Annotated in this window: 20 protein-coding genes; 11 read left to right on the top strand and 9 right to left on the bottom strand. The window is 40.1% G+C overall.

Annotated elements, in window-relative coordinates; translation table 11 throughout:
* The first annotated feature begins 3 nt into the window (after window positions 1-3).
* The 4 genes from sixA to LY624_RS11805 are packed head-to-tail and all read left to right on the top strand — an operon-like array spanning window position 4 to window position 2,070.
* Window positions 4-480: a phosphohistidine phosphatase SixA gene (gene sixA, locus LY624_RS11820; RefSeq protein ID WP_130150525.1), complete on the top strand. Its 477-nt coding sequence runs from the start codon at window positions 4-6 to the stop codon at window positions 478-480.
* 48 nt (window positions 481-528) lie between these two features.
* Window positions 529-879 carry a RidA family protein gene (locus tag LY624_RS11815; RefSeq protein ID WP_062569797.1) on the top strand — a complete coding sequence of 117 codons (351 nt, stop codon included), beginning with the start codon at window positions 529-531 and terminating at the stop codon, window positions 877-879.
* Complete coding sequence (locus LY624_RS11810) at window positions 860-1,339, top strand: ASCH domain-containing protein (RefSeq protein ID WP_341803057.1); 480 nt, start codon at window positions 860-862, stop codon at window positions 1,337-1,339. Before LY624_RS11815 ends, LY624_RS11810 begins: the two co-directional genes overlap by 20 nt.
* Window positions 1,336-2,070, top strand: coding sequence for an SDR family oxidoreductase (locus LY624_RS11805; protein WP_341803056.1), 735 nt, complete (start codon window positions 1,336-1,338; stop codon window positions 2,068-2,070). Before LY624_RS11810 ends, LY624_RS11805 begins: the two co-directional genes overlap by 4 nt.
* 2 nt (window positions 2,071-2,072) lie before the next feature.
* Here the strand turns inward: LY624_RS11805 and LY624_RS11800 are convergent, their stop codons facing one another.
* Window positions 2,073-2,993: an AEC family transporter gene (locus LY624_RS11800; protein WP_341803055.1), complete on the bottom strand. Its 921-nt coding sequence runs from the start codon at window positions 2,991-2,993 to the stop codon at window positions 2,073-2,075.
* Window positions 2,994-3,017: 24 nt separating this feature from the next.
* Window positions 3,018-3,575, bottom strand: coding sequence for an endonuclease SmrB (gene smrB / locus LY624_RS11795; protein ID WP_237118179.1), 558 nt, complete (start codon window positions 3,573-3,575; stop codon window positions 3,018-3,020).
* A 101-nt stretch (window positions 3,576-3,676) separates the two neighbouring features.
* Here smrB and prmB point away from each other — a divergent pair, with 101 nt between their 5' ends.
* Entirely contained in the window at window positions 3,677-4,612 is a 936-nt protein-coding gene (gene prmB / locus LY624_RS11790; RefSeq protein ID WP_341803054.1) for a 50S ribosomal protein L3 N(5)-glutamine methyltransferase, read from the top strand.
* 65 nt (window positions 4,613-4,677) lie between these two features.
* Window positions 4,678-5,778: a chorismate synthase gene (gene aroC, locus LY624_RS11785; RefSeq protein WP_341803053.1), complete on the top strand. Its 1,101-nt coding sequence runs from the start codon at window positions 4,678-4,680 to the stop codon at window positions 5,776-5,778.
* Window positions 5,779-5,863: 85 nt separating this feature from the next.
* Here aroC and LY624_RS11780 read toward each other — a convergent pair whose 3' ends face one another.
* The 5 genes from LY624_RS11780 to LY624_RS11760 form a co-directional block, all read right to left on the bottom strand.
* Entirely contained in the window at window positions 5,864-6,775 is a 912-nt protein-coding gene (locus LY624_RS11780) for a lipase family protein (RefSeq protein WP_341803052.1), read from the bottom strand.
* Window positions 6,776-6,785: 10 nt separating this feature from the next.
* The gene (locus LY624_RS11775; RefSeq protein WP_341803051.1) at window positions 6,786-7,016 is read right to left on the bottom strand and encodes a hypothetical protein; all 231 of its coding nucleotides are present in this window, start codon (window positions 7,014-7,016) and stop codon (window positions 6,786-6,788) included.
* Window positions 7,006-7,560 carry a DUF6795 domain-containing protein gene (locus LY624_RS11770; RefSeq protein WP_341803050.1) on the bottom strand — a complete coding sequence of 185 codons (555 nt, stop codon included), beginning with the start codon at window positions 7,558-7,560 and terminating at the stop codon, window positions 7,006-7,008. Before LY624_RS11770 ends, LY624_RS11775 begins: the two co-directional genes overlap by 11 nt.
* A gap of 545 nt (window positions 7,561-8,105) precedes the next feature.
* Complete coding sequence (locus LY624_RS11765; RefSeq protein WP_341803049.1) at window positions 8,106-8,480, bottom strand: DUF6795 domain-containing protein; 375 nt, start codon at window positions 8,478-8,480, stop codon at window positions 8,106-8,108.
* A 153-nt stretch (window positions 8,481-8,633) separates the two neighbouring features.
* A complete protein-coding gene (locus LY624_RS11760) occupies window positions 8,634-9,158 on the bottom strand; it encodes a DUF6795 domain-containing protein (RefSeq protein ID WP_240701228.1) in 525 nt (174 codons plus the stop codon).
* 393 nt (window positions 9,159-9,551) lie between these two features.
* On the opposite strand from LY624_RS11760, the gene LY624_RS11755 reads away from it, so the two are divergent.
* From LY624_RS11755 to LY624_RS11745, 3 genes are all read left to right on the top strand, one after another.
* Window positions 9,552-9,896, top strand: a complete 345-nt coding sequence (locus LY624_RS11755) for a hypothetical protein (protein ID WP_130150534.1) — start codon at window positions 9,552-9,554, stop codon at window positions 9,894-9,896.
* A gap of 122 nt (window positions 9,897-10,018) precedes the next feature.
* Window positions 10,019-10,366, top strand: a complete 348-nt coding sequence (locus LY624_RS11750) for a hypothetical protein (RefSeq protein WP_130150535.1) — start codon at window positions 10,019-10,021, stop codon at window positions 10,364-10,366.
* A 123-nt stretch (window positions 10,367-10,489) separates the two neighbouring features.
* The gene (locus LY624_RS11745; protein ID WP_130150536.1) at window positions 10,490-10,837 is read left to right on the top strand and encodes a hypothetical protein; all 348 of its coding nucleotides are present in this window, start codon (window positions 10,490-10,492) and stop codon (window positions 10,835-10,837) included.
* Between the two features lie 90 nt (window positions 10,838-10,927).
* Here the strand turns inward: LY624_RS11745 and LY624_RS11740 are convergent, their stop codons facing one another.
* Complete coding sequence (locus tag LY624_RS11740; protein ID WP_130150537.1) at window positions 10,928-12,934, bottom strand: fused MFS/spermidine synthase; 2,007 nt, start codon at window positions 12,932-12,934, stop codon at window positions 10,928-10,930.
* 130 nt (window positions 12,935-13,064) lie between these two features.
* On the opposite strand from LY624_RS11740, the gene LY624_RS11735 reads away from it, so the two are divergent.
* Window positions 13,065-15,068: a winged helix-turn-helix domain-containing protein gene (locus tag LY624_RS11735; protein WP_341803048.1), complete on the top strand. Its 2,004-nt coding sequence runs from the start codon at window positions 13,065-13,067 to the stop codon at window positions 15,066-15,068.
* Between the two features lie 14 nt (window positions 15,069-15,082).
* On the opposite strand, the gene LY624_RS11730 is transcribed toward LY624_RS11735, so the two are convergent.
* Window positions 15,083-15,922: a LysR family transcriptional regulator gene (locus tag LY624_RS11730; RefSeq protein WP_341803047.1), complete on the bottom strand. Its 840-nt coding sequence runs from the start codon at window positions 15,920-15,922 to the stop codon at window positions 15,083-15,085.
* 101 nt (window positions 15,923-16,023) lie between these two features.
* Between LY624_RS11730 and LY624_RS11725 the strand changes: the two genes are divergently transcribed.
* Entirely contained in the window at window positions 16,024-16,674 is a 651-nt protein-coding gene (locus LY624_RS11725; protein WP_341803046.1) for a glutathione S-transferase family protein, read from the top strand.
* The last annotated feature ends 110 nt before the right edge of the window (window positions 16,675-16,784 follow it).

Genomic DNA, 16,784 nt, shown 5'->3' with positions numbered 1-16,784 from the left:
TTTATGAAAACAATCTTAATCATGCGCCATGGCGAAGCAACGCCAATGCAAGCAGATGATGCAGCAAGACAACTGACAACTACGGGGCAACAGGAAGCCAGCAAAATGGGGCAATGGTTAGCAATAAATTATAAACCAGATGCGTTATTGGTAAGCCCTTACATACGTGCCCAGCAAACTGCGAAAGCAGCAACACAAAGTAATCCATTACAATTTAGTGAAACCTGTAATGACATAATTCCAGATGGTACTCCTCAAGTTGCTGCTGACTACCTTGAAACTCTAATCGCCATGCACCCAGAATGCTCAACTTGGTTGGTTGTTGCACACATGCCAATTGTTAGTTACTTGGTTGACCAATTGAGCCCTGGTAACATGCCGATTTTTAACACAGGTGCTATTGCTGTTATTGAATATGACGATACCAAGCAGCGCAGTCATTACTTAAGTATTCATTCACCTAATAACGTCGAAATATAAGTATGAATTTGCTAGATTCATGTTTTTATCAACTATTGAATTAAAATTATGACAATCGAACGTTTACAAACTGGTGCGCGCATGAGCCGTATCGTCAAGCATAATGGTACGGTGTACCTTTGTGGCCAAGTGTGTGCAGATGCAGAAAAAGATATCAGCGAACAAACTCAAACCATGCTAGATAAGGTAGAAGCTTTACTTATTGAAGCGGGGAGTAGCAAAGAGCATATGCTAAGCGCCACAATCTACCTGAAAAGTATGGAATACTTTGCAGCGATGAACGCAGTTTGGGATGCATGGGTACCACAAGGTCATGCGCCAGCACGTGCCTGTGTAGAGGCAAAAATGGCGCGCGATGCACTGCTTGTAGAGATTTCGGTTGTTGCAGCCGTTAAGTAACGAGCAGCGTAAGGCGCAGTTGATTGCTCGTTTTAATGAGCAATCAGGGCGTGCCGTTGTTAAACTACCACATTGGCATTTTTGTGATAATGAGCAAGATGCCAATGACTGCGCATTACTTGTTTTAAAAGGTATAAAACAAGCAACAACCTCTTCACTGTATTGGTTTAAAGCCAATGACGAAGCTTTACCTCAAGTTGGTGATTTAGCTATTTTTACTAATTGGCAGGGACAGCCCCTCGGCATTATTGAAACCGTCTCTGTAACTATCACCCCATATAGTCAAATAAGCGCCGATTACGCCGCATTAGAGGGGGAGGGCGACAAAAGCCTCGCTTATTGGCAGCGTGTGCATTGGAATTATTATCAACGAGAGCTAGCAGGTACAGGTTATCAATGCCATCCTGACATGCCTTTAGTATGTGAGCAGTTTAAATTGGCATTTAAGGAGTCAGAATGAGTTCGAACCCTGTGGTTCTTATTACTGGAGGCGGCCGTGGTATTGGCGCTGCAACGGCTAAGTTATTTGCCGAGCAAGGTTATGACGTGTGTATTAACTATAAGTCAGATCACGCAAGTGCAGAGCAGGTCGCTGATGAGATAAACACGCTTGGCGTGAATGCCTATTTGTTCCAAGCCGATATCGCTGATGAGCAGCAAGTACTCGCCATGTTCGCCAAATTAGATGAGCAGGTTGCGCGCTTAGACGTTTTAATTAATAACGCGGCGATGATGCAACCACAAATGCCGCTATTAGAGATGAATGCAAAGCGTATTAACGCCATTTTAAGCTGCAATGTTACAGGCGCATTTTTGTGTGCGCGAGAAGCAATTAAACGAATGGATAAAGGCAGTATTGTGAACGTTTCATCGGGGGCTTCACGAACAGGTTCGCCAAATGAATACTTAGACTATGCCGCATCGAAAGGTGCACTTGATACCTTTACTATTGGCCTTGCCAAAGAAGTAGCCAGTAAAGGTATTCGGGTAAACGCGGTAAGGCCTGGCCTTATTTATACCGATATGCACCGTGATGGTGGCGAAGCAAACCGAGTTGATAGGTTAAAATCTAAGTTACCGCTAGGGCGAGGTGGTGAAGCTGACGAGGTCGCTTCAGCAATTTATTTTTTGGCAAGTGAGCAAGCCTCATTCACAACGGGCAGTTTTATCGATGTATCTGGTGGCTTATAAAACTAAAGTAAAATACTTAACCAAATACTAAAGCTCACTACACTCAATACTGTTGAAAGCACGACGCTACTTGCCAGTGTCGCTTGGTGTTGCTTAATTTGATTGGCGATTAGGTAAGCGTTGACCCCTAAAGGAGAGGCGCTTAAAAGCACTAAAACGTTCAGTAATGATTGCTCTAGATGGAACACACTGCTTGCAAAAAAGTAGACTCCGCACGGTAACACGGCAAGCTTGATGATGGTTGCAATGATTGATACTTGTAAGTTGTCGGCCACTTTATAAAACGCAAGGTTCGCTCCTAATACGAATAACGCACAGGCAATGGCAGGTTTAGCAAGTAAGCTTAGGCCATTTACTAAATCATCAAAAAGTGTAAAACCAAGTAGGTTTACAGCAAGGCCGCTACTGATGCTTAATACCACAGGGTTCAGCAGCATGTTTTTAGCAAATGTTCGCCAAGAGAATGTTTGCTGCGATTTAGCACTGAGCAAAAAGGTGAGGGTAAACAAAAGTGCGCTGTGAAAAGTAATGATCATAAACACAATGCCGACCATCTGTTGCCCAAGTGCAGCAATAATAATAGGCAAACCTACCAGTATCGTATTTGAGTAACTACTTCCAAGGGCAAATACAGCATGACGTGACGGCGCAGAGTGCTTAGTAATGAGGTAGCGGTCAATAACATAGCCAAGGGTGTAAATAACCAATACTGGGATGTAAAAGCTCAAAAAGCCTGTAATAGATACACTATTTTGTAAATCGGCTTGGGCCATATTTAAAAATAGAAAAGCAGGCACGCTAATGTAAAAAGTAAACTTACTTAACCCTGCTATATGCTCTTTCGATAAAAACGTGCTACGAGAGCTGATGTAGCCACTTAACACGATAAAAATCAGTGGAAAGATAATCGAAAAAATATGCACATTAGACCTTATGATAAGAAGACGTTAGCGTCTGAACTCATCACTTTGTGGAAGATTAATTAAAATAAGTACTGCGCCTTTACCACCAAATTCAAGAGGCGCTTGGTGCATAGCAATCACATCAGGGTGCTGCACTAAATATTGCGGTACTTTGTGTTTAAGTATGCGCTCACCAATGCCGTGCACAACACAGGCGCAATAGTAATGTTGTTTTTTACACTCATGAATCAAACCCGCTAGCTCGTCTTTGGCTAATTCTTTATTTAAGCCATGTAAATCAAGGGTTAAATCAGGTGGGTAATCTCCACGGCGAAGTTGCTTTGCTAAAAAGCTATCGTGACCTGGCTTGACATAACTGACGGTGCCGTGAGTGTCGATATCTGGTACATATTCATCAGAAAAGAAAAATTCTGCCTGATGTTGCTTTTTTTGCTGGGAAAATTGCTTCGCTTGTGACACTTTAGGCTTATTGGTGAATCGAATAGTGTCTTGTTTAAATGCTTTGGCACCACTGATACTCTGACGAAATAAGTCAATATCGTCAGTGCTAATGTGGTTGTTGTCGTGGGGATCTTTTTTCATGGCGGCAGTCTAAACAAAAAAACGCTAAAAATCGAGTAAAAACCAACTGAAAAGACGGTACAATACGCGTCAGAACAGACTTTGAAAGTTAAGGAACATACATGAACCATTTCCAGATAGAAGACGCAATTTTAGACGAGGCAATTGCAGAACTTTCAACGTTGCACGATTGGTTACGTTGGACAACCAGTCAATTTGCCAGCAGTGGTATTTTCTTTGGGCACGGCACAGACAACGCGTGGGATGAAGCTGTTAGCCTGTTATTGCCAGCGCTAAGCTTGCCAATCGACGCGCCAAAAGAGCTTATGCATGCGCGTTTAACCAGCACCGAGAAAAACCGTTTAGCTGAACTAATTGCAGAGCGTATTAATGATTGTACGCCAGTACCTTACCTGACCAACACCGCATGGTTTGCAGGTATGCCGTTTTATGTTGATGAACGCGTGTTAATTCCACGTTCGCCATTTGCAGAGTTAATAAGCAACCGCTTTGCACCATGGTTAGAAGAGCCAAGCTCAGTATCGCGCATTCTTGATTTATGTACCGGCTCTGCATGTATCGCTATTGCACTTGCGCAAGCATTTGAAGATGCACAGGTTGATGCGGTTGATATTTCTTATGAAGCGCTCGAAGTTGCTGATATTAATATCAGCGATTACATGCTAAATGACCGTGTACTGCCAATTCAGTCAGACGTGTTTAGTGGTGTTCCAGGCCAAAAATACGACCTGATCGTAGCTAACCCACCGTATGTTGATGCTGAAGATATGGCTGATTTACCACGTGAATTCCATCACGAGCCAGAGCTTGGTTTAGCATCAGGTCATGATGGTCTTGATGTTACTCGCACCATCCTAGCGGAAGCTGCTGAGCATCTAACTGATAACGGTTTGTTATTTGTCGAAGTTGGTAACTCTATGGTACATATGGAAGAGCTGTACCCAGGTGCGCCGTTTGAGTGGGTTGAATTCGAACAAGGTGGTCTTGGCGTGTTTGTAATCAGCAAACAGCAGCTTGTTAACTATTTCGCAGATTAACAGCAGATTTTAAAAGCCGAGCCTGAGGGCTCGGTCTCAGTAGTCATTAGGAATGAGGAAAGTTAATGGCAGGTAATAGCATCGGACAACTATTTAAAGTGTCCACCTTTGGTGAGAGCCACGGCGTTGCATTAGGCGGCGTTGTTGATGGCACCCCAGCAGGTCTTGAAATTAGCGAGGCCGATTTACAAATTGATTTAGACCGTCGTAAGCCGGGGCAAAGTCGTTATACAACACAGCGCCGCGAAAGTGACGAAGTAAAAATTCTTTCAGGTGTGTTCGAAGGTAAAACCACAGGTACTAGCATTGGTTTACTGATTGAAAACACTGATCAACGTTCAAAAGATTACGGCAAAATTGCCGATGTATTTCGCCCTGGTCATGGTGATTATACCTATTGGCATAAATACGGTATTCGTGATTACCGAGGTGGTGGTCGCTCTTCTGCTCGTGAAACTGCGATTCGTGTAGCCGCGGGTGCAATTGCAAAAAAATACCTAAAACAATTTCATAGTATTGAAGTGCGTGCTTGTTTGAGCCAGCTTGGGCCAATTAAAGCTGAAGATTACAACTGGGATGAAGTGGAAAACAATGCATTTTTCTTCCCTGATACAAGCAAGTTAGACGCGCTTGATGAATACATGCGCGACCTAAAAAAGCAAGGTGATTCGGTAGGCGCTAAAGTTAAAGTGGTTGCTAAAAATGTGCCTGTTGGTCTTGGTGAGCCAGTATTTGATCGCCTTGATGCAGAACTTGCACATTCACTAATGAGCATTAATGCAGTAAAAGGCGTTGAGATTGGTGATGGCTTTGATGTGGTTGAGCAAAAAGGCTCTGAGCACCGTGATGAGTTAACTCCAGATGGTTTCACATCAAATCACGCGGGCGGTGTACTTGCAGGTATCTCGACAGGGCAAGATATCATTGCCTCTATCGCACTTAAGCCAACCTCAAGCATTACCATACCGGGCAACAGCATTAATACCAGCAACGAAGCGGTAGAGATGATCACCAAAGGACGTCATGACCCATGTGTGGGCATTCGTGCAATTCCTATTGCTGAGGCGATGATGGCGATTACCTTAATGGATCACTTATTGCGCCAACGTGGTCAAAACCCACATGTAAGCCACAAACATGGACCAATCAAAGGTTCGATTGATTAGCTTGGTTTGATTTAGAAAAGAACTATAAACTTAAAACGCGGCTTGATTTGCCGCGTTTTTGATTGCAGAAGGTCAATAAAGAAGCTTAAATACGATCAATTGCCTGTTTTGCTACCATGTATAGTTTTTTGATCATTAAACCTAATACCCAACGAATAAATTGAGCGGTTAGCTCTTTGACCTCATATGTTGCTTTACCAACAGATGCGAGCATATGCCCGATTAACCCTTTTAACTCTTCTGTAAGCTCGACAAATTTAACCACTGACTCATGTAGACAGCGGGCTAAAATATCGTAAAAAGTTAACCCGACAGTTAAACCTGCCTGTGCAGATATGAAGGCGTATTGTCCTGTTTTCTTTAAAAAAGTAATTAGGCCATTAGTAATTACTCGCTGCCAGTTAAGTGAAAACCTAACATTAAAGCGCTGGTCATACTTTAATACAGTGTGGTTGTAGTGAAGCGGCTTTATGGAACTTTCCATGCTTGCGTAGTCTTTATATGCAGCAACAGTTTTACTATACCCTGGAGAGCTCCCCTCCATGGAGTGAGCCGCAATACTAAAAGATGACCCTTCATTCATTGCTGTTTGATATTCGCTAGCGGTATGGCTAAACGGCCAAGCAGGTACACAAGGTATTGGGTCTGCGCCATGTGTAACACGATACTGGCCAATATTATGCGCTGCAAAATGAACGGAGTGGTTTAATACAACCCGTGGCGCACCAAAGGTATATAAATTTACAGGTATCCCTTTTTCGCTTGCCCAAATTGCCGTGTTCTGTGCGATAGCACCACCCAAGCTATGACCAACAAGGTGCAAGCACGTAGGTTTATGACTTTTTATATAAGCCTCAAACATGGGCTTCATACTGCTAAAGGCTTTTTCAAAACCAGAGTGCACTTCTAAATTTTTAGGTCCATGTGTAATCGCGACATTTAAATTGGTAAGCCAATCAGAGCTGGATGAAAAAGCGGTACCGCGGATACCTATCATATGATGCCCTTTAAATTGGGGGAGATGCACCTTCAGCGGTTAAGGCAAATCCGGTACTGCGGTTTAGAAGTTGGTTAATCAAACCACCACTAACGCCTTTAATTTGGTTATTTGTTATTTTAAAGTTCCTAACAAAATCGTTATGGAACTCTCCATTGAAATCATAGCTTTCTTTGATGTCGTAAACTCTATTAGCGACAGTGGCGCTATACTTGGTGATATTGTTAAATTCATTGTTCAACTTTTTTCCCTGTAAAACGTTCTGTCAAATTATTCAAATCACCATTGTGAATTTCATACTTTTCTTCACCATCCTCCATAATCCATGTGGGAATGTAATCTTCTTTCCATGTGCAAATACTTGTCGCAACTCTATTGAGCTGTTCATTAGTATTATTCTTAAATTCAAATCTAACTAATGGGTTAGTTAGTTCGCAATTTAAAAATTTTAGCTTATCCGTGTACTCAGGAATTTCGTCTATGCCAAGCTGAGTCGCCCCCCATAAACCAATGATAGACTGATCATCTTTTTCAATAACAATTTTCTGGTGTACTCGGTCTTCGGAAATTAATTTATTCGGAATAGAGGTGAGTATTGTTTTTTTTGGGAAGTGAAAGTGACCATATTTACCCGTTGTGACTGTATCACGGCGCTCTACACCATCTATATAGGTCAGTGCGCGAATTATCTCTAAGTTAGTAATGGGTTGACCATTTTCAGCCACAATGCCATTGACTTCAGGGCATAAAAATACTTCTTTTTTCTTTCTGAACCAGCTAAACATATCTTCTCCTTGACCTATAGCTGTGGAAATAATTACACACGCAGAGAAGACTAGAATGATGTGGGTAACTTTATTTGTAATTGATTTTCATAAGCAATCTGTGCGTATTTACGGAACACTAATAGATTGAAAAACAGGTGTAAAGTTGATTGTGCCTTATCGTGGTTCGGTGTGCTATAGAGTTATTATTCCTATTATCTGGCCGGATAACAGAGGCTGCTGAATTTATTTGACGATGGTTATAGTTATGGTTGCTACGTTTGCTATTTTAAAACTCATAATGCAACTTCCTTCCCTGTAAAAAGCTCTGTGATCTTATTGAAGTCACCATCATGTATTTTGTACTTTATCTCTCCATTCTCTATGATGTGTGTTGGTATATAGTCTTCTTCCCATCTACAAATACTGGAGGCTATCCTATTTAAATGTTCATTATTGTAATTCTTGAACTCAAACCTAACTAATGTATTTGTAATCTCGCAATTTAAGAATGCTAATTTTTTGGTATATTCTGGTATTTCTTTAATTCCAGACTGATTAGCGCTCTAGAGTTCAATTTTATTTTCTTCATTTAGGATAAATACTTCTTGGGAAATACGGTTTTCAACGATAAGTTTATTCGGAATTGAGGAAAAAATAGTGATTTTTGGAAAGTGAAAGCGCCCACCTTCATCTGTAATTGCTGTGTCTCGACGGTTAATCTCATCTAAATACATTAACGAACGTATTATTTCTAAGTTAGGAATGGGTTGACCATCTTCAGTCACAATACCATTGACTTCAGGGCTTAAAAATACCTCATTTTTCTTTCTGAACCAGCTAAACATATCGTCTCCTTGACCAATAGCTGTGAAAATAATCACACACGCAGAGAAGGCTAGAATGATCTGAGTAATTTTATTTGTAATTGATTTTTTCATAAGCAATCCGTGCGTATTGAGGGGACTCTAATAAATAGAAAAACAGATGTAAAGTTGATTGTTCCTTTTTTGTAATTCAACATGCTTCGATATAGGCAATTACACAAAATTAGTTATAGTCACCTGTTTTGACTTTTTCCATGTCAATCTTCCTTATATTTCAGTTAAATCTGTTAGGTCATAATTATTTATTCGGTATTGTTTACCATTCTTTAAAAGTTTATAGGGTAAAAAATCCTCTTCCCACCTACAAATGCTTTGAGCTACGTAGTTACGATGCTTATTTTTTTGATTTTTGAACTCAAATACAACATGAGGATCAGTTATTTGGCAGTTCAAGAATGACAGCTTCTTACTGTACTCCGGAATTTCATTAATACCAGCTTGAGTTGCAACCCATAAAGGAGTTAGCTCATCTTCTCTTTCAATAAAAATTTCTTGAGAAACACGATGCTCAGCAATCAACTTATCAGGTATTGAGGATAAAATTGTTTTTTTAGGGAAGTGAAAGCGCCCATTTTCATCGGTTATTGCAGCGTCTCGATGAACTTTTTCATCTATGTAGATTAATGAGCGAATTATTTCTAAGTTAGCAATGGGTTGACCATTTTCAGTCACGATACCATTGACTTCAGGGCATAAAAATACTTCTTTTTTCTTTCTGAACCAGCTAAACATACTTCTCCTTGACTAATAACTGGAAAAATAACGGCGCAAACAAGAATGAGCAAGACAACGAATCGAGGGTTTAAGCTAGGTATATTCATAGGCAGTCCTTGCACTTTTTCAGACATTAATAAAGAATGAACGTAATGTAAAGAGTAATGTTCCTATTTTAATTGTTCGTTACTTTGAAAAAGATAATTGGCGCAGAGTTGAGGTGTTGCACTGGCATGGCAACTTCTGAAATATATATTATTACTTTGATATGTTTGTATTTTTAGGATACTTTTTTGTGTGTTTGACACAGCTTAATAGGTAAAAAAGATCGAAGAAAAAGTTAGGGCTGCTACTTGTTGGGGTAGACCTCTGGAGAGGTGTGTACTTGGTTATACTGATAGGAATAAATAAATGAGCGGTGCTTATATTTTTCACTTATTACTGATATTTTTAGGTATCTCTTTTCTTATTTCTATGCTGTTATTTTTACGTTTTACTATTCGTCGATTAGATAAAAAAGTTAAAAAAGAGGGGAGTGGTACGCCTAGCTGGGATAGGGGGGGAATGGGGCTTCGAGTTGGCGTGTATTCAGTTGTACTGGTTCGTGGTAAAAAAGGAAGCTCCCCGATACCGGACGAAGATATAATCCTGCGTTATGCTCGCCCTATAGATAGAGTACTGGCATTTACTGTCGATTTAAGCCTTTTAGGGATGTTTATATTATGGCTTGCAGGGAAGTGGTTAGGATATTTTTAACCGTGCCTTTATTTGGTTATTTAGGCATGCAGCAGACTAAAATGCCCTAAGAGCTAATAATTACACGAGTCAACTAACTACAGACTGCTTTATGATAAAAGTTCAAATATGAGTTTCTTTTAATGGAAATAAAAAGTGTTTTTGAAGTTTTAAATGTAATTTTTGTATTAGGCTTTCTCATTTCGGGATTTTGTTTTACGCGCTTAACCATTCGTCATCTTGACAAAAAAATCAAAGAGGAAGGTGAAGGAACACCGTCATGGGATAGGGGCGGGATGGGTCTTAGAGTAGGTATGTATGCGGTCACACTGATAAAGAATAAGTCAGATAAAGCATCTCTTACAGAGGATGAGATCATTCTACGTCATGCAAGGCCTATCGACCGTGTTCTAGCTTTTTCTATGAGTATAAGTTTAGTGGCTATATTTATATTATGGCCTTTAGGGAAATGGCTGGGCTATTTAGTTTAGTATTTGTTTTGGTTAACTTCAGCATTTAGGCATGGAGCTAGATTTAATACATGCAGTTTTTAGTAATGAGCCAACTAACTACAAGTAATTGTATTATAAAAGTTCAAATATGAGTTTCTTTTAATGGAAATGAAAAGTGTTTTTGAAGTGTTGAATGTAATTTTTTTAGTTAGTTTCTTAATTTCAGGGTTACTTTTTACACGGCTCACAATCCGCCGATTAGATAGAAAAGTGAAAGAGGAAGGAAGCGGAACGCCAAGTTGGGACCGTGGTGGAATGGGTCTTAGAGTTGGTATGTATGCAGGAATATTAGTTCGAGGTAAAAAAGGAAAAACCCCTCTAGCAAATGAAGATATCATTTTACGCCATGCAAGACCAATAGACCGTTTTCTGGCATTTTTTATGGATATCAGCCTAATTGGTATGATTCTTTTAGGTATAGCGGGGTTGTGTTTGGGATACTTTGACTAGCAATACCCTAAAGTGGCTTAGTGTTTAGAAATTAATGCAATTTAATGAGCGCGATGATTAATAAAAATCATCACGCTTTTTTTATGCCTGTTAGAATTTTAATAAGGGGAGTAGGCTGTGTTTGCTATCAGTCCACATTGCCGACTCGCTATGTGGGTAGCGTTTAATGGGCGACAAATCACTGATAGATACACGATTTAAAAAAGCCTGATTATCAGTTAGCACCACCCAGTCTGAGCCTATGTCTGATGGGCTATGGCCTTGATAGCTAAACTTTAACATAGCCTTATTAAAGTGTTGGCTATGTGCCTGTAATACTGGCAATAAGTCAATATGGTTATTTGAGATATGCACAATTAATACGCCATTTTCATTGAGTCTTTGCCAATAAAGCGATATTGCTTCTTGGGTTAGCAAATGCGCAGGAATTACATCACTGGTAAATGCATCAATAATTAATACGTCAAATATTTCGCTCGCATTATTTTTTAGCGCTATACGGCCATCTCCCAAGGTCACTTTGAGCTTAGCTTCACTGTTTTCTAAGTAAGAGAAATAATGCTTTGCCATCTCGACCACAGCAGGGTTTAACTCAAAAAAGTGAATACTATCCTGCTGGTCTGCAAACCGAGCTAAAACACCTGCACCCAAACCAATTACACCAATGTTTAGTGCGCTTTGTTGCTTTAGTATGGCAAGTGATTTAGCGACACCAGTATGTTGGTGGTAGTAACTTTGCCCAAACTGTTGGTTTGCGTTTAATGGTTCAGAGCCATGAATCGTGGTGCCGTCAATTAAGCGTCTTTCTTTTATTGACTGAGTGTTTATATCTTTTACCGCTAAATAGCCATAAAAGTTGCGGCTAGTGGCAACGTTATATTGATTAAAGTTTACAGCTAAAAAACAATAACATGATAGCCAAGCAACGGAGCTGGTTGCGAGAGTGAATTTGAGCTGTTTTGTCGTAGTTTCAGCTTTTAGTTGGAAATAACAGACAGCACTAAAAATAACGGCTAATGCAAGTAAGTACTCGTCAATTTGGACGAATAGCAATGGGGCAATGAGCGTACTGAAAAGCGAACCTAACACACCGCCAAGGGCGATATAGAAATAAAAAATCGTAAATTGCTCATTTTCAGGGGCCTTGCTTCTAAGCTCACCGTGGCAAATCATGCAGGCGGTAAATAGAATCAGGCTGTAAATTATAAGCTGGGCTAGGGCATTGAATAAGCTGCCAAAATAAAACATCAGCAGGCCTGCAAAAGCCGAAAATATAAACGCATATGCCCACTTATGACGCTGATAATTTGCTTTGTTGGCAAACGTGTAACTAAAGGTGAGCAAGTAAATTACAAGGGGCAGTGACCAAAGTAATGGCATGGGTGGAATATTAGTGCTGATCATATGCGTGGTAGATACCAACATGGCTGAGCTTAAGGCACTGAGTAACAGCCATTGACCTTTACCTTTTAATACCGTGATATGCCTAGTTTGAATAGGCGCTCTTGATATGTCGGGTGCTTTTTTTAGTAAAAATATTACAAGAAGTGTTAATAACAAGCAGTAGCTGATAAGTCCAAATAGCCAGTAGGTAGTTTGCTGCTCTAAAGAAAATAGTAATTCATAAACGAGCGGGTAGCTCATTAACGCCAGTAAAGAACCCAAGTTTGAGATGGAATACCAATGGTAAGGCACTTGTGCTGAAGCAGTTTGCACATACCACCTTTGTAAAAGCACGCTGGTGGCGCTCAGTAGAATAAATATTGGACCAATTTCTATAAATAAATTAACAAACACCGCAAGCGTAGGCGGCCACTTTGTGAGATTTGGGGCTGCAAATTTTGTCACAACAATGAGTGTGGCACAGGTGACTAAAACTATATGGGTGACTACCTGCAACTTAATATGAAAGCGACCCATGTTATGCGCATAGAAATAGCCAATAAGTAACATGACTTGATAAAACACTAAACTCGCTGACCAAATAGATGCACCACCACCAAATTGGGGTAGAAGTTGTTTTGAAAGCATCGGCTGAATTTGAAAAATTAAAAAAGCACTGATGAAAATAGTGAGCGTTGATAAATATTTATACATTGTTTTTATTACCTATTTTGACATAACAAAAACAATCTAATAGCCAGAGCAAAGTGACAATGGAGTAACCCTTGAGTTTCTCTTAAGAAAACCTTAATCTTTGATTCGTAAATATTTATTGGAGAAGTAAGTGGCGCGTTATCGAATCGGCAAATTTGCAATTGATGAGAGTCGATGTTTAATTTCATCGCAAGATTATGAGCAAATAGTCGAGCCAAAGGTCATGGATGTATTACATACTCTTTATTTAAATAAGGGGGAAGTGGTAAGCCAAGAAGTAATCTTTGCAAAAGTATGGCCTAATGCTACCTACAACCCGAGTTCGGTACAGCGTTGTATCGCATTGCTACGAAAAGCACTCCAAGAAGATGCCAAAAATCCACAGTTTATAATTACACACCCTAAGCGCGGTTATAGCCTTGAAAAAGTAACTGAGGGGCAAGCAAAAACACTAAAAGTGCAATTTTTGCCGTTGTTAGTTGTTCTGCTAATTAGTTTTGTTGTTATTGCTTGGCAGCTAACACCTCAACAGAAAGTAAATACTCACTTTAACCAGTTAATGCCACTCACTTCGAGTGAACTAAACGAAGCTAACTTATCACTTTCACATAGTGGTAAGTACCTCGCTTTTGTGCGAGGCGATAAAGAGAGCCAACATATTTGGATTAAAGAGCTCTTAACAGAGCGAGAGGTGAGGCTGACTGAAGATGCCGCAAGCTACTATGCTTTGGGGTGGTCTACCTCCGATAATGCGATCGCGTTTGTAAAAACCGTAGACCAAACACAATCACTCAACACCTTAAGCATAGATTTATCAAGATTTCTGCCATTAGAGCAAACGACAGTGAGTGTTTTTAATGACAGCGTATTAACCAGTCATCATATAGATTGGGGGGCTGATAAGCGACTCTATTACATAGAAAAAGAGAAACAAAACAACGATACTCGACTTGTCTCACTGGATTTAAACACTAAACAAAAGACACGCTTAGTAACAGCAGCACAACAAGATTGGTTACTTGTGAGTGCGTTATCTAAAGATGGTACTAAAATCGCATTAGGCATGGAAGCAGGGCAAAACAAATACCGTATTGATGTACTTGACCTTACCAATAGAAAATTACAAACCATTACTATCATAGAAGATGGTATTCAAGGCTTAAGCTGGCACCCAAATAATCAAGCGTTATTAATTAGTCAACGCAATCAGCTTATTCACTTAGACCTTGGTGGTGAGCTACAGCTAATTCCATTTAATAATTATCAAATAATTCGTGATGCACAGTACACATCAAACGCTGAAGCTATTTTGATGGAGTTAGTAAATGTTGATGTGGATATTGTCAGCCAAACACGCGCTAAACCAGACACTCTGACCAAACTCGTTGATACCTCATCAATCGACTTTCTTCCCGTGTTTTCGCCAGATTCTACTCAATTTGTATTTGAGTCACATCGTTTTGGATTAAAGCAATTATTTTTATACGATAATGGTAAGCAAACGCGCATTTTTGCTAACCCTGATAACCATGAGTTATTTGGTATTGTTTGGAGCCAAGACGCTCGACAGGTTTACACTGCAAGTAAAGATACATTATTTAAAATTGATTTAAGCAGTGGCACTTATGAATCAATTCCTCATGGTAATCACTCTTTTTATTTAAGAGAAATGTATCATAATGAAAACGCAATTCTGGTTTCTTATCGCGCAGAGGATGGACAGACATTTCACCCGGCTAAATTTGATTTAACAAGCCTAACTTTGACACCGTTTACAGGCTCAGGGAAACGCTTAAGTTGTTATGGTATGGATTTAGATGAGCAAGATCAGATTTACTTTTCGAACAGTAACGAAGTGTTTCGAGTTAATAGCCATGGCGATATAGAGACTGTTTGGCAAGCAGCTAACAATGACATCATTGGTATATCTGTGAGTAACCAGCAATTAGCCGTTACCATGGAGTATGCTGATAAAGTCAGCTTTCAGCGTATTGATTTAGCAACTGCCAAAACTGAACGTTGGCAATTAGCACAACCTAAGCAACATATGCTGATCAACAGTGCTCATGATTTAAGCGAGTTTTTATATCTTACAGAACCAATTAGAACTCGCAAATTGGTTAAACTCCAGTAGTTTATTATGCTTATTTATTCCCTAATCAACTCCACAATCTGCTTTAATTGTTCATGGCGAATAGGGTTGTGGGCGTGATTACCATACAGTAGCACAATATCAACCATAGGAAGGGTTGGCAGCGAGCCATCGCTGATTTCTTCCACACTCGCTTGCATGCTTATTCGCGCCATACTCCCAATGGCTAGGCCTTGCTCAATCAAGCCATGTAACGCACCTACAGAGCCACAGCAGGCAACAATATTAAAACGACGCTCGGCTTTTAATAGACCCTCAATACTGGCTTGGTGAAACTTACAGTCTCGTTGAAACAAGGCGATTGGAAGTGGGCTTGAATCGTTAATCTCAAGGGCAGAGCTTTTCACCCATACGCCTTGGTTTGATTGTAATAAGTAACCTTCTTCGCTGTCAGGTGAGCGAGTGGCAATTACTAGATCCAGCATGCCTTGGTCGAGCTTGGCTCTAAGCTCAGTACTAGGAGCGCAGCTTATCTGTAAATCAAGCGCATTAAATTGTTGGTGCAGAGCATCAACCAGCTCTGGTAGTAAAGAGTGGGCATAATCGTCAGGGCAGCCAATGCGCACACGTAAATTGCCGGTGCCAGCTTTTAATTGCTTAAACGCTTCATCATGAAGCGCTATCAATTGCTTTGCATAGCTTGCTAGCTGGTGGCCTTGCTGGGTTAGCACCAGTTGACGGCCTTGCTTTTCAAATAGGGGGCTTGCTAAATCTTGTTCAAGCTTTTTCATCTGCATGCTTACCGCAGATTGAGTTCTACAAATTTGTGCTGCGGCGCGGGTAAAACTTCCCGTATCAACAAAGGCGCAAAAAGTTCTGAGGGCATCAATATCCATTATGTATCAGCTTTTCTTATAGGTTGTATAAAAACTATTGGCGAGTAATTAACCGCTCGCTACTTTATAGTAAACTTAATCTACTCGTTAAAGGACGTATAATGCAATTATTTATTGGCAATAAAAACTACTCAACTTGGTCATTGCGGGCATGGTATTTACTGAGTAAATTCAATGTTTCATTTGCAGAGAAGCAACTAGTCTTAGATACCCTTGAATTTTATGAAGTGCTAAAAAGTAAGTTTCCAGTGCAAAAAGTGCCTGCCCTTATAGATAGTGATTTAATTGTGTGGGATTCACTCGCTATTTGTGAATACATCAATGATGCTTATCTAAATGGTGCTGGTTGGCCTAGTGACATAGCCCAAAGAGCAAAAGCGCGGAGCTTAGCCGCCGAGATGCACTCTGGTTTTGCTGCACTTCGCAATGAAATGCCTATGAATATTCGTGCTAAAAGGCATGTTGAGTTATCAGAGCAAGCTGAAAAAGACATTGCGCGCATGGATGAGATATTTTCGGCTCAGCAGCAAAGTTACCCTAATGCATGGTTATTTGGTGATTTTTCTATTGTTGATGCGATGTTCGCACCTGTGGTACTGCGCTTTAAAACGTACCAGATTGAGCTTTCGAGTACAGCACAAGCTTATTGCCAGCATGTACTTGCGTGCCCAATCTTGCAAACATGGATTGCTAAGGCATTAGCAGAAACAGATATTGTTGAATGTGATGAAGCTGGCGAGGAGCTTATTTAATTAAAGTGAAAAGTAGTTACCTATATTTTGTTATTGCCCTGCTATTTAAATGAACTAATTAATAGCCCTACTGAAAGGCTGCATTGATTTTTTGCTGTGAGCATAAATTT

The sequence above is a fragment of the Pseudoalteromonas sp. N1230-9 genome (genome assembly GCF_032716425.1).
Classification (GTDB): domain Bacteria; phylum Pseudomonadota; class Gammaproteobacteria; order Enterobacterales; family Alteromonadaceae; genus Pseudoalteromonas.
The sequence above is the reverse complement of the archived record's forward strand: the minus strand, read 5'-3'. Positions and strand labels throughout refer to the sequence as shown.

What these genes read in the sequence shown, in the direction of transcription:
- LY624_RS11765 (WP_341803049.1), bottom strand. Translation starts at nt 8,480, where the DNA reads ATGAAAAAATCAATTACAAATAAAATTACTCAGATCATTCTAGCCTTC.
- LY624_RS11815 (WP_062569797.1), top strand. Translation starts at nt 529, where the DNA reads ATGACAATCGAACGTTTACAAACTGGTGCGCGCATGAGCCGTATCGTC.
- LY624_RS11730 (WP_341803047.1), bottom strand. Translation starts at nt 15,922, where the DNA reads ATGGATATTGATGCCCTCAGAACTTTTTGCGCCTTTGTTGATACGGGA.
- LY624_RS11755 (WP_130150534.1), top strand. Translation starts at nt 9,552, where the DNA reads ATGAGCGGTGCTTATATTTTTCACTTATTACTGATATTTTTAGGTATC.
- LY624_RS11740 (WP_130150537.1), bottom strand. Translation starts at nt 12,934, where the DNA reads ATGTATAAATATTTATCAACGCTCACTATTTTCATCAGTGCTTTTTTA.
- LY624_RS11725 (WP_341803046.1), top strand. Translation starts at nt 16,024, where the DNA reads ATGCAATTATTTATTGGCAATAAAAACTACTCAACTTGGTCATTGCGG.
- LY624_RS11805 (WP_341803056.1), top strand. Translation starts at nt 1,336, where the DNA reads ATGAGTTCGAACCCTGTGGTTCTTATTACTGGAGGCGGCCGTGGTATT.
- prmB (WP_341803054.1), top strand. Translation starts at nt 3,677, where the DNA reads ATGAACCATTTCCAGATAGAAGACGCAATTTTAGACGAGGCAATTGCA.
- LY624_RS11750 (WP_130150535.1), top strand. Translation starts at nt 10,019, where the DNA reads ATGGAAATAAAAAGTGTTTTTGAAGTTTTAAATGTAATTTTTGTATTA.
- LY624_RS11760 (WP_240701228.1), bottom strand. Translation starts at nt 9,158, where the DNA reads ATGTTTAGCTGGTTCAGAAAGAAAAAAGAAGTATTTTTATGCCCTGAA.
- LY624_RS11745 (WP_130150536.1), top strand. Translation starts at nt 10,490, where the DNA reads ATGGAAATGAAAAGTGTTTTTGAAGTGTTGAATGTAATTTTTTTAGTT.
- LY624_RS11770 (WP_341803050.1), bottom strand. Translation starts at nt 7,560, where the DNA reads ATGTTTAGCTGGTTCAGAAAGAAAAAAGAAGTATTTTTATGCCCTGAA.
- smrB (WP_237118179.1), bottom strand. Translation starts at nt 3,575, where the DNA reads ATGAAAAAAGATCCCCACGACAACAACCACATTAGCACTGACGATATT.
- aroC (WP_341803053.1), top strand. Translation starts at nt 4,678, where the DNA reads ATGGCAGGTAATAGCATCGGACAACTATTTAAAGTGTCCACCTTTGGT.
- LY624_RS11780 (WP_341803052.1), bottom strand. Translation starts at nt 6,775, where the DNA reads ATGATAGGTATCCGCGGTACCGCTTTTTCATCCAGCTCTGATTGGCTT.
- sixA (WP_130150525.1), top strand. Translation starts at nt 4, where the DNA reads ATGAAAACAATCTTAATCATGCGCCATGGCGAAGCAACGCCAATGCAA.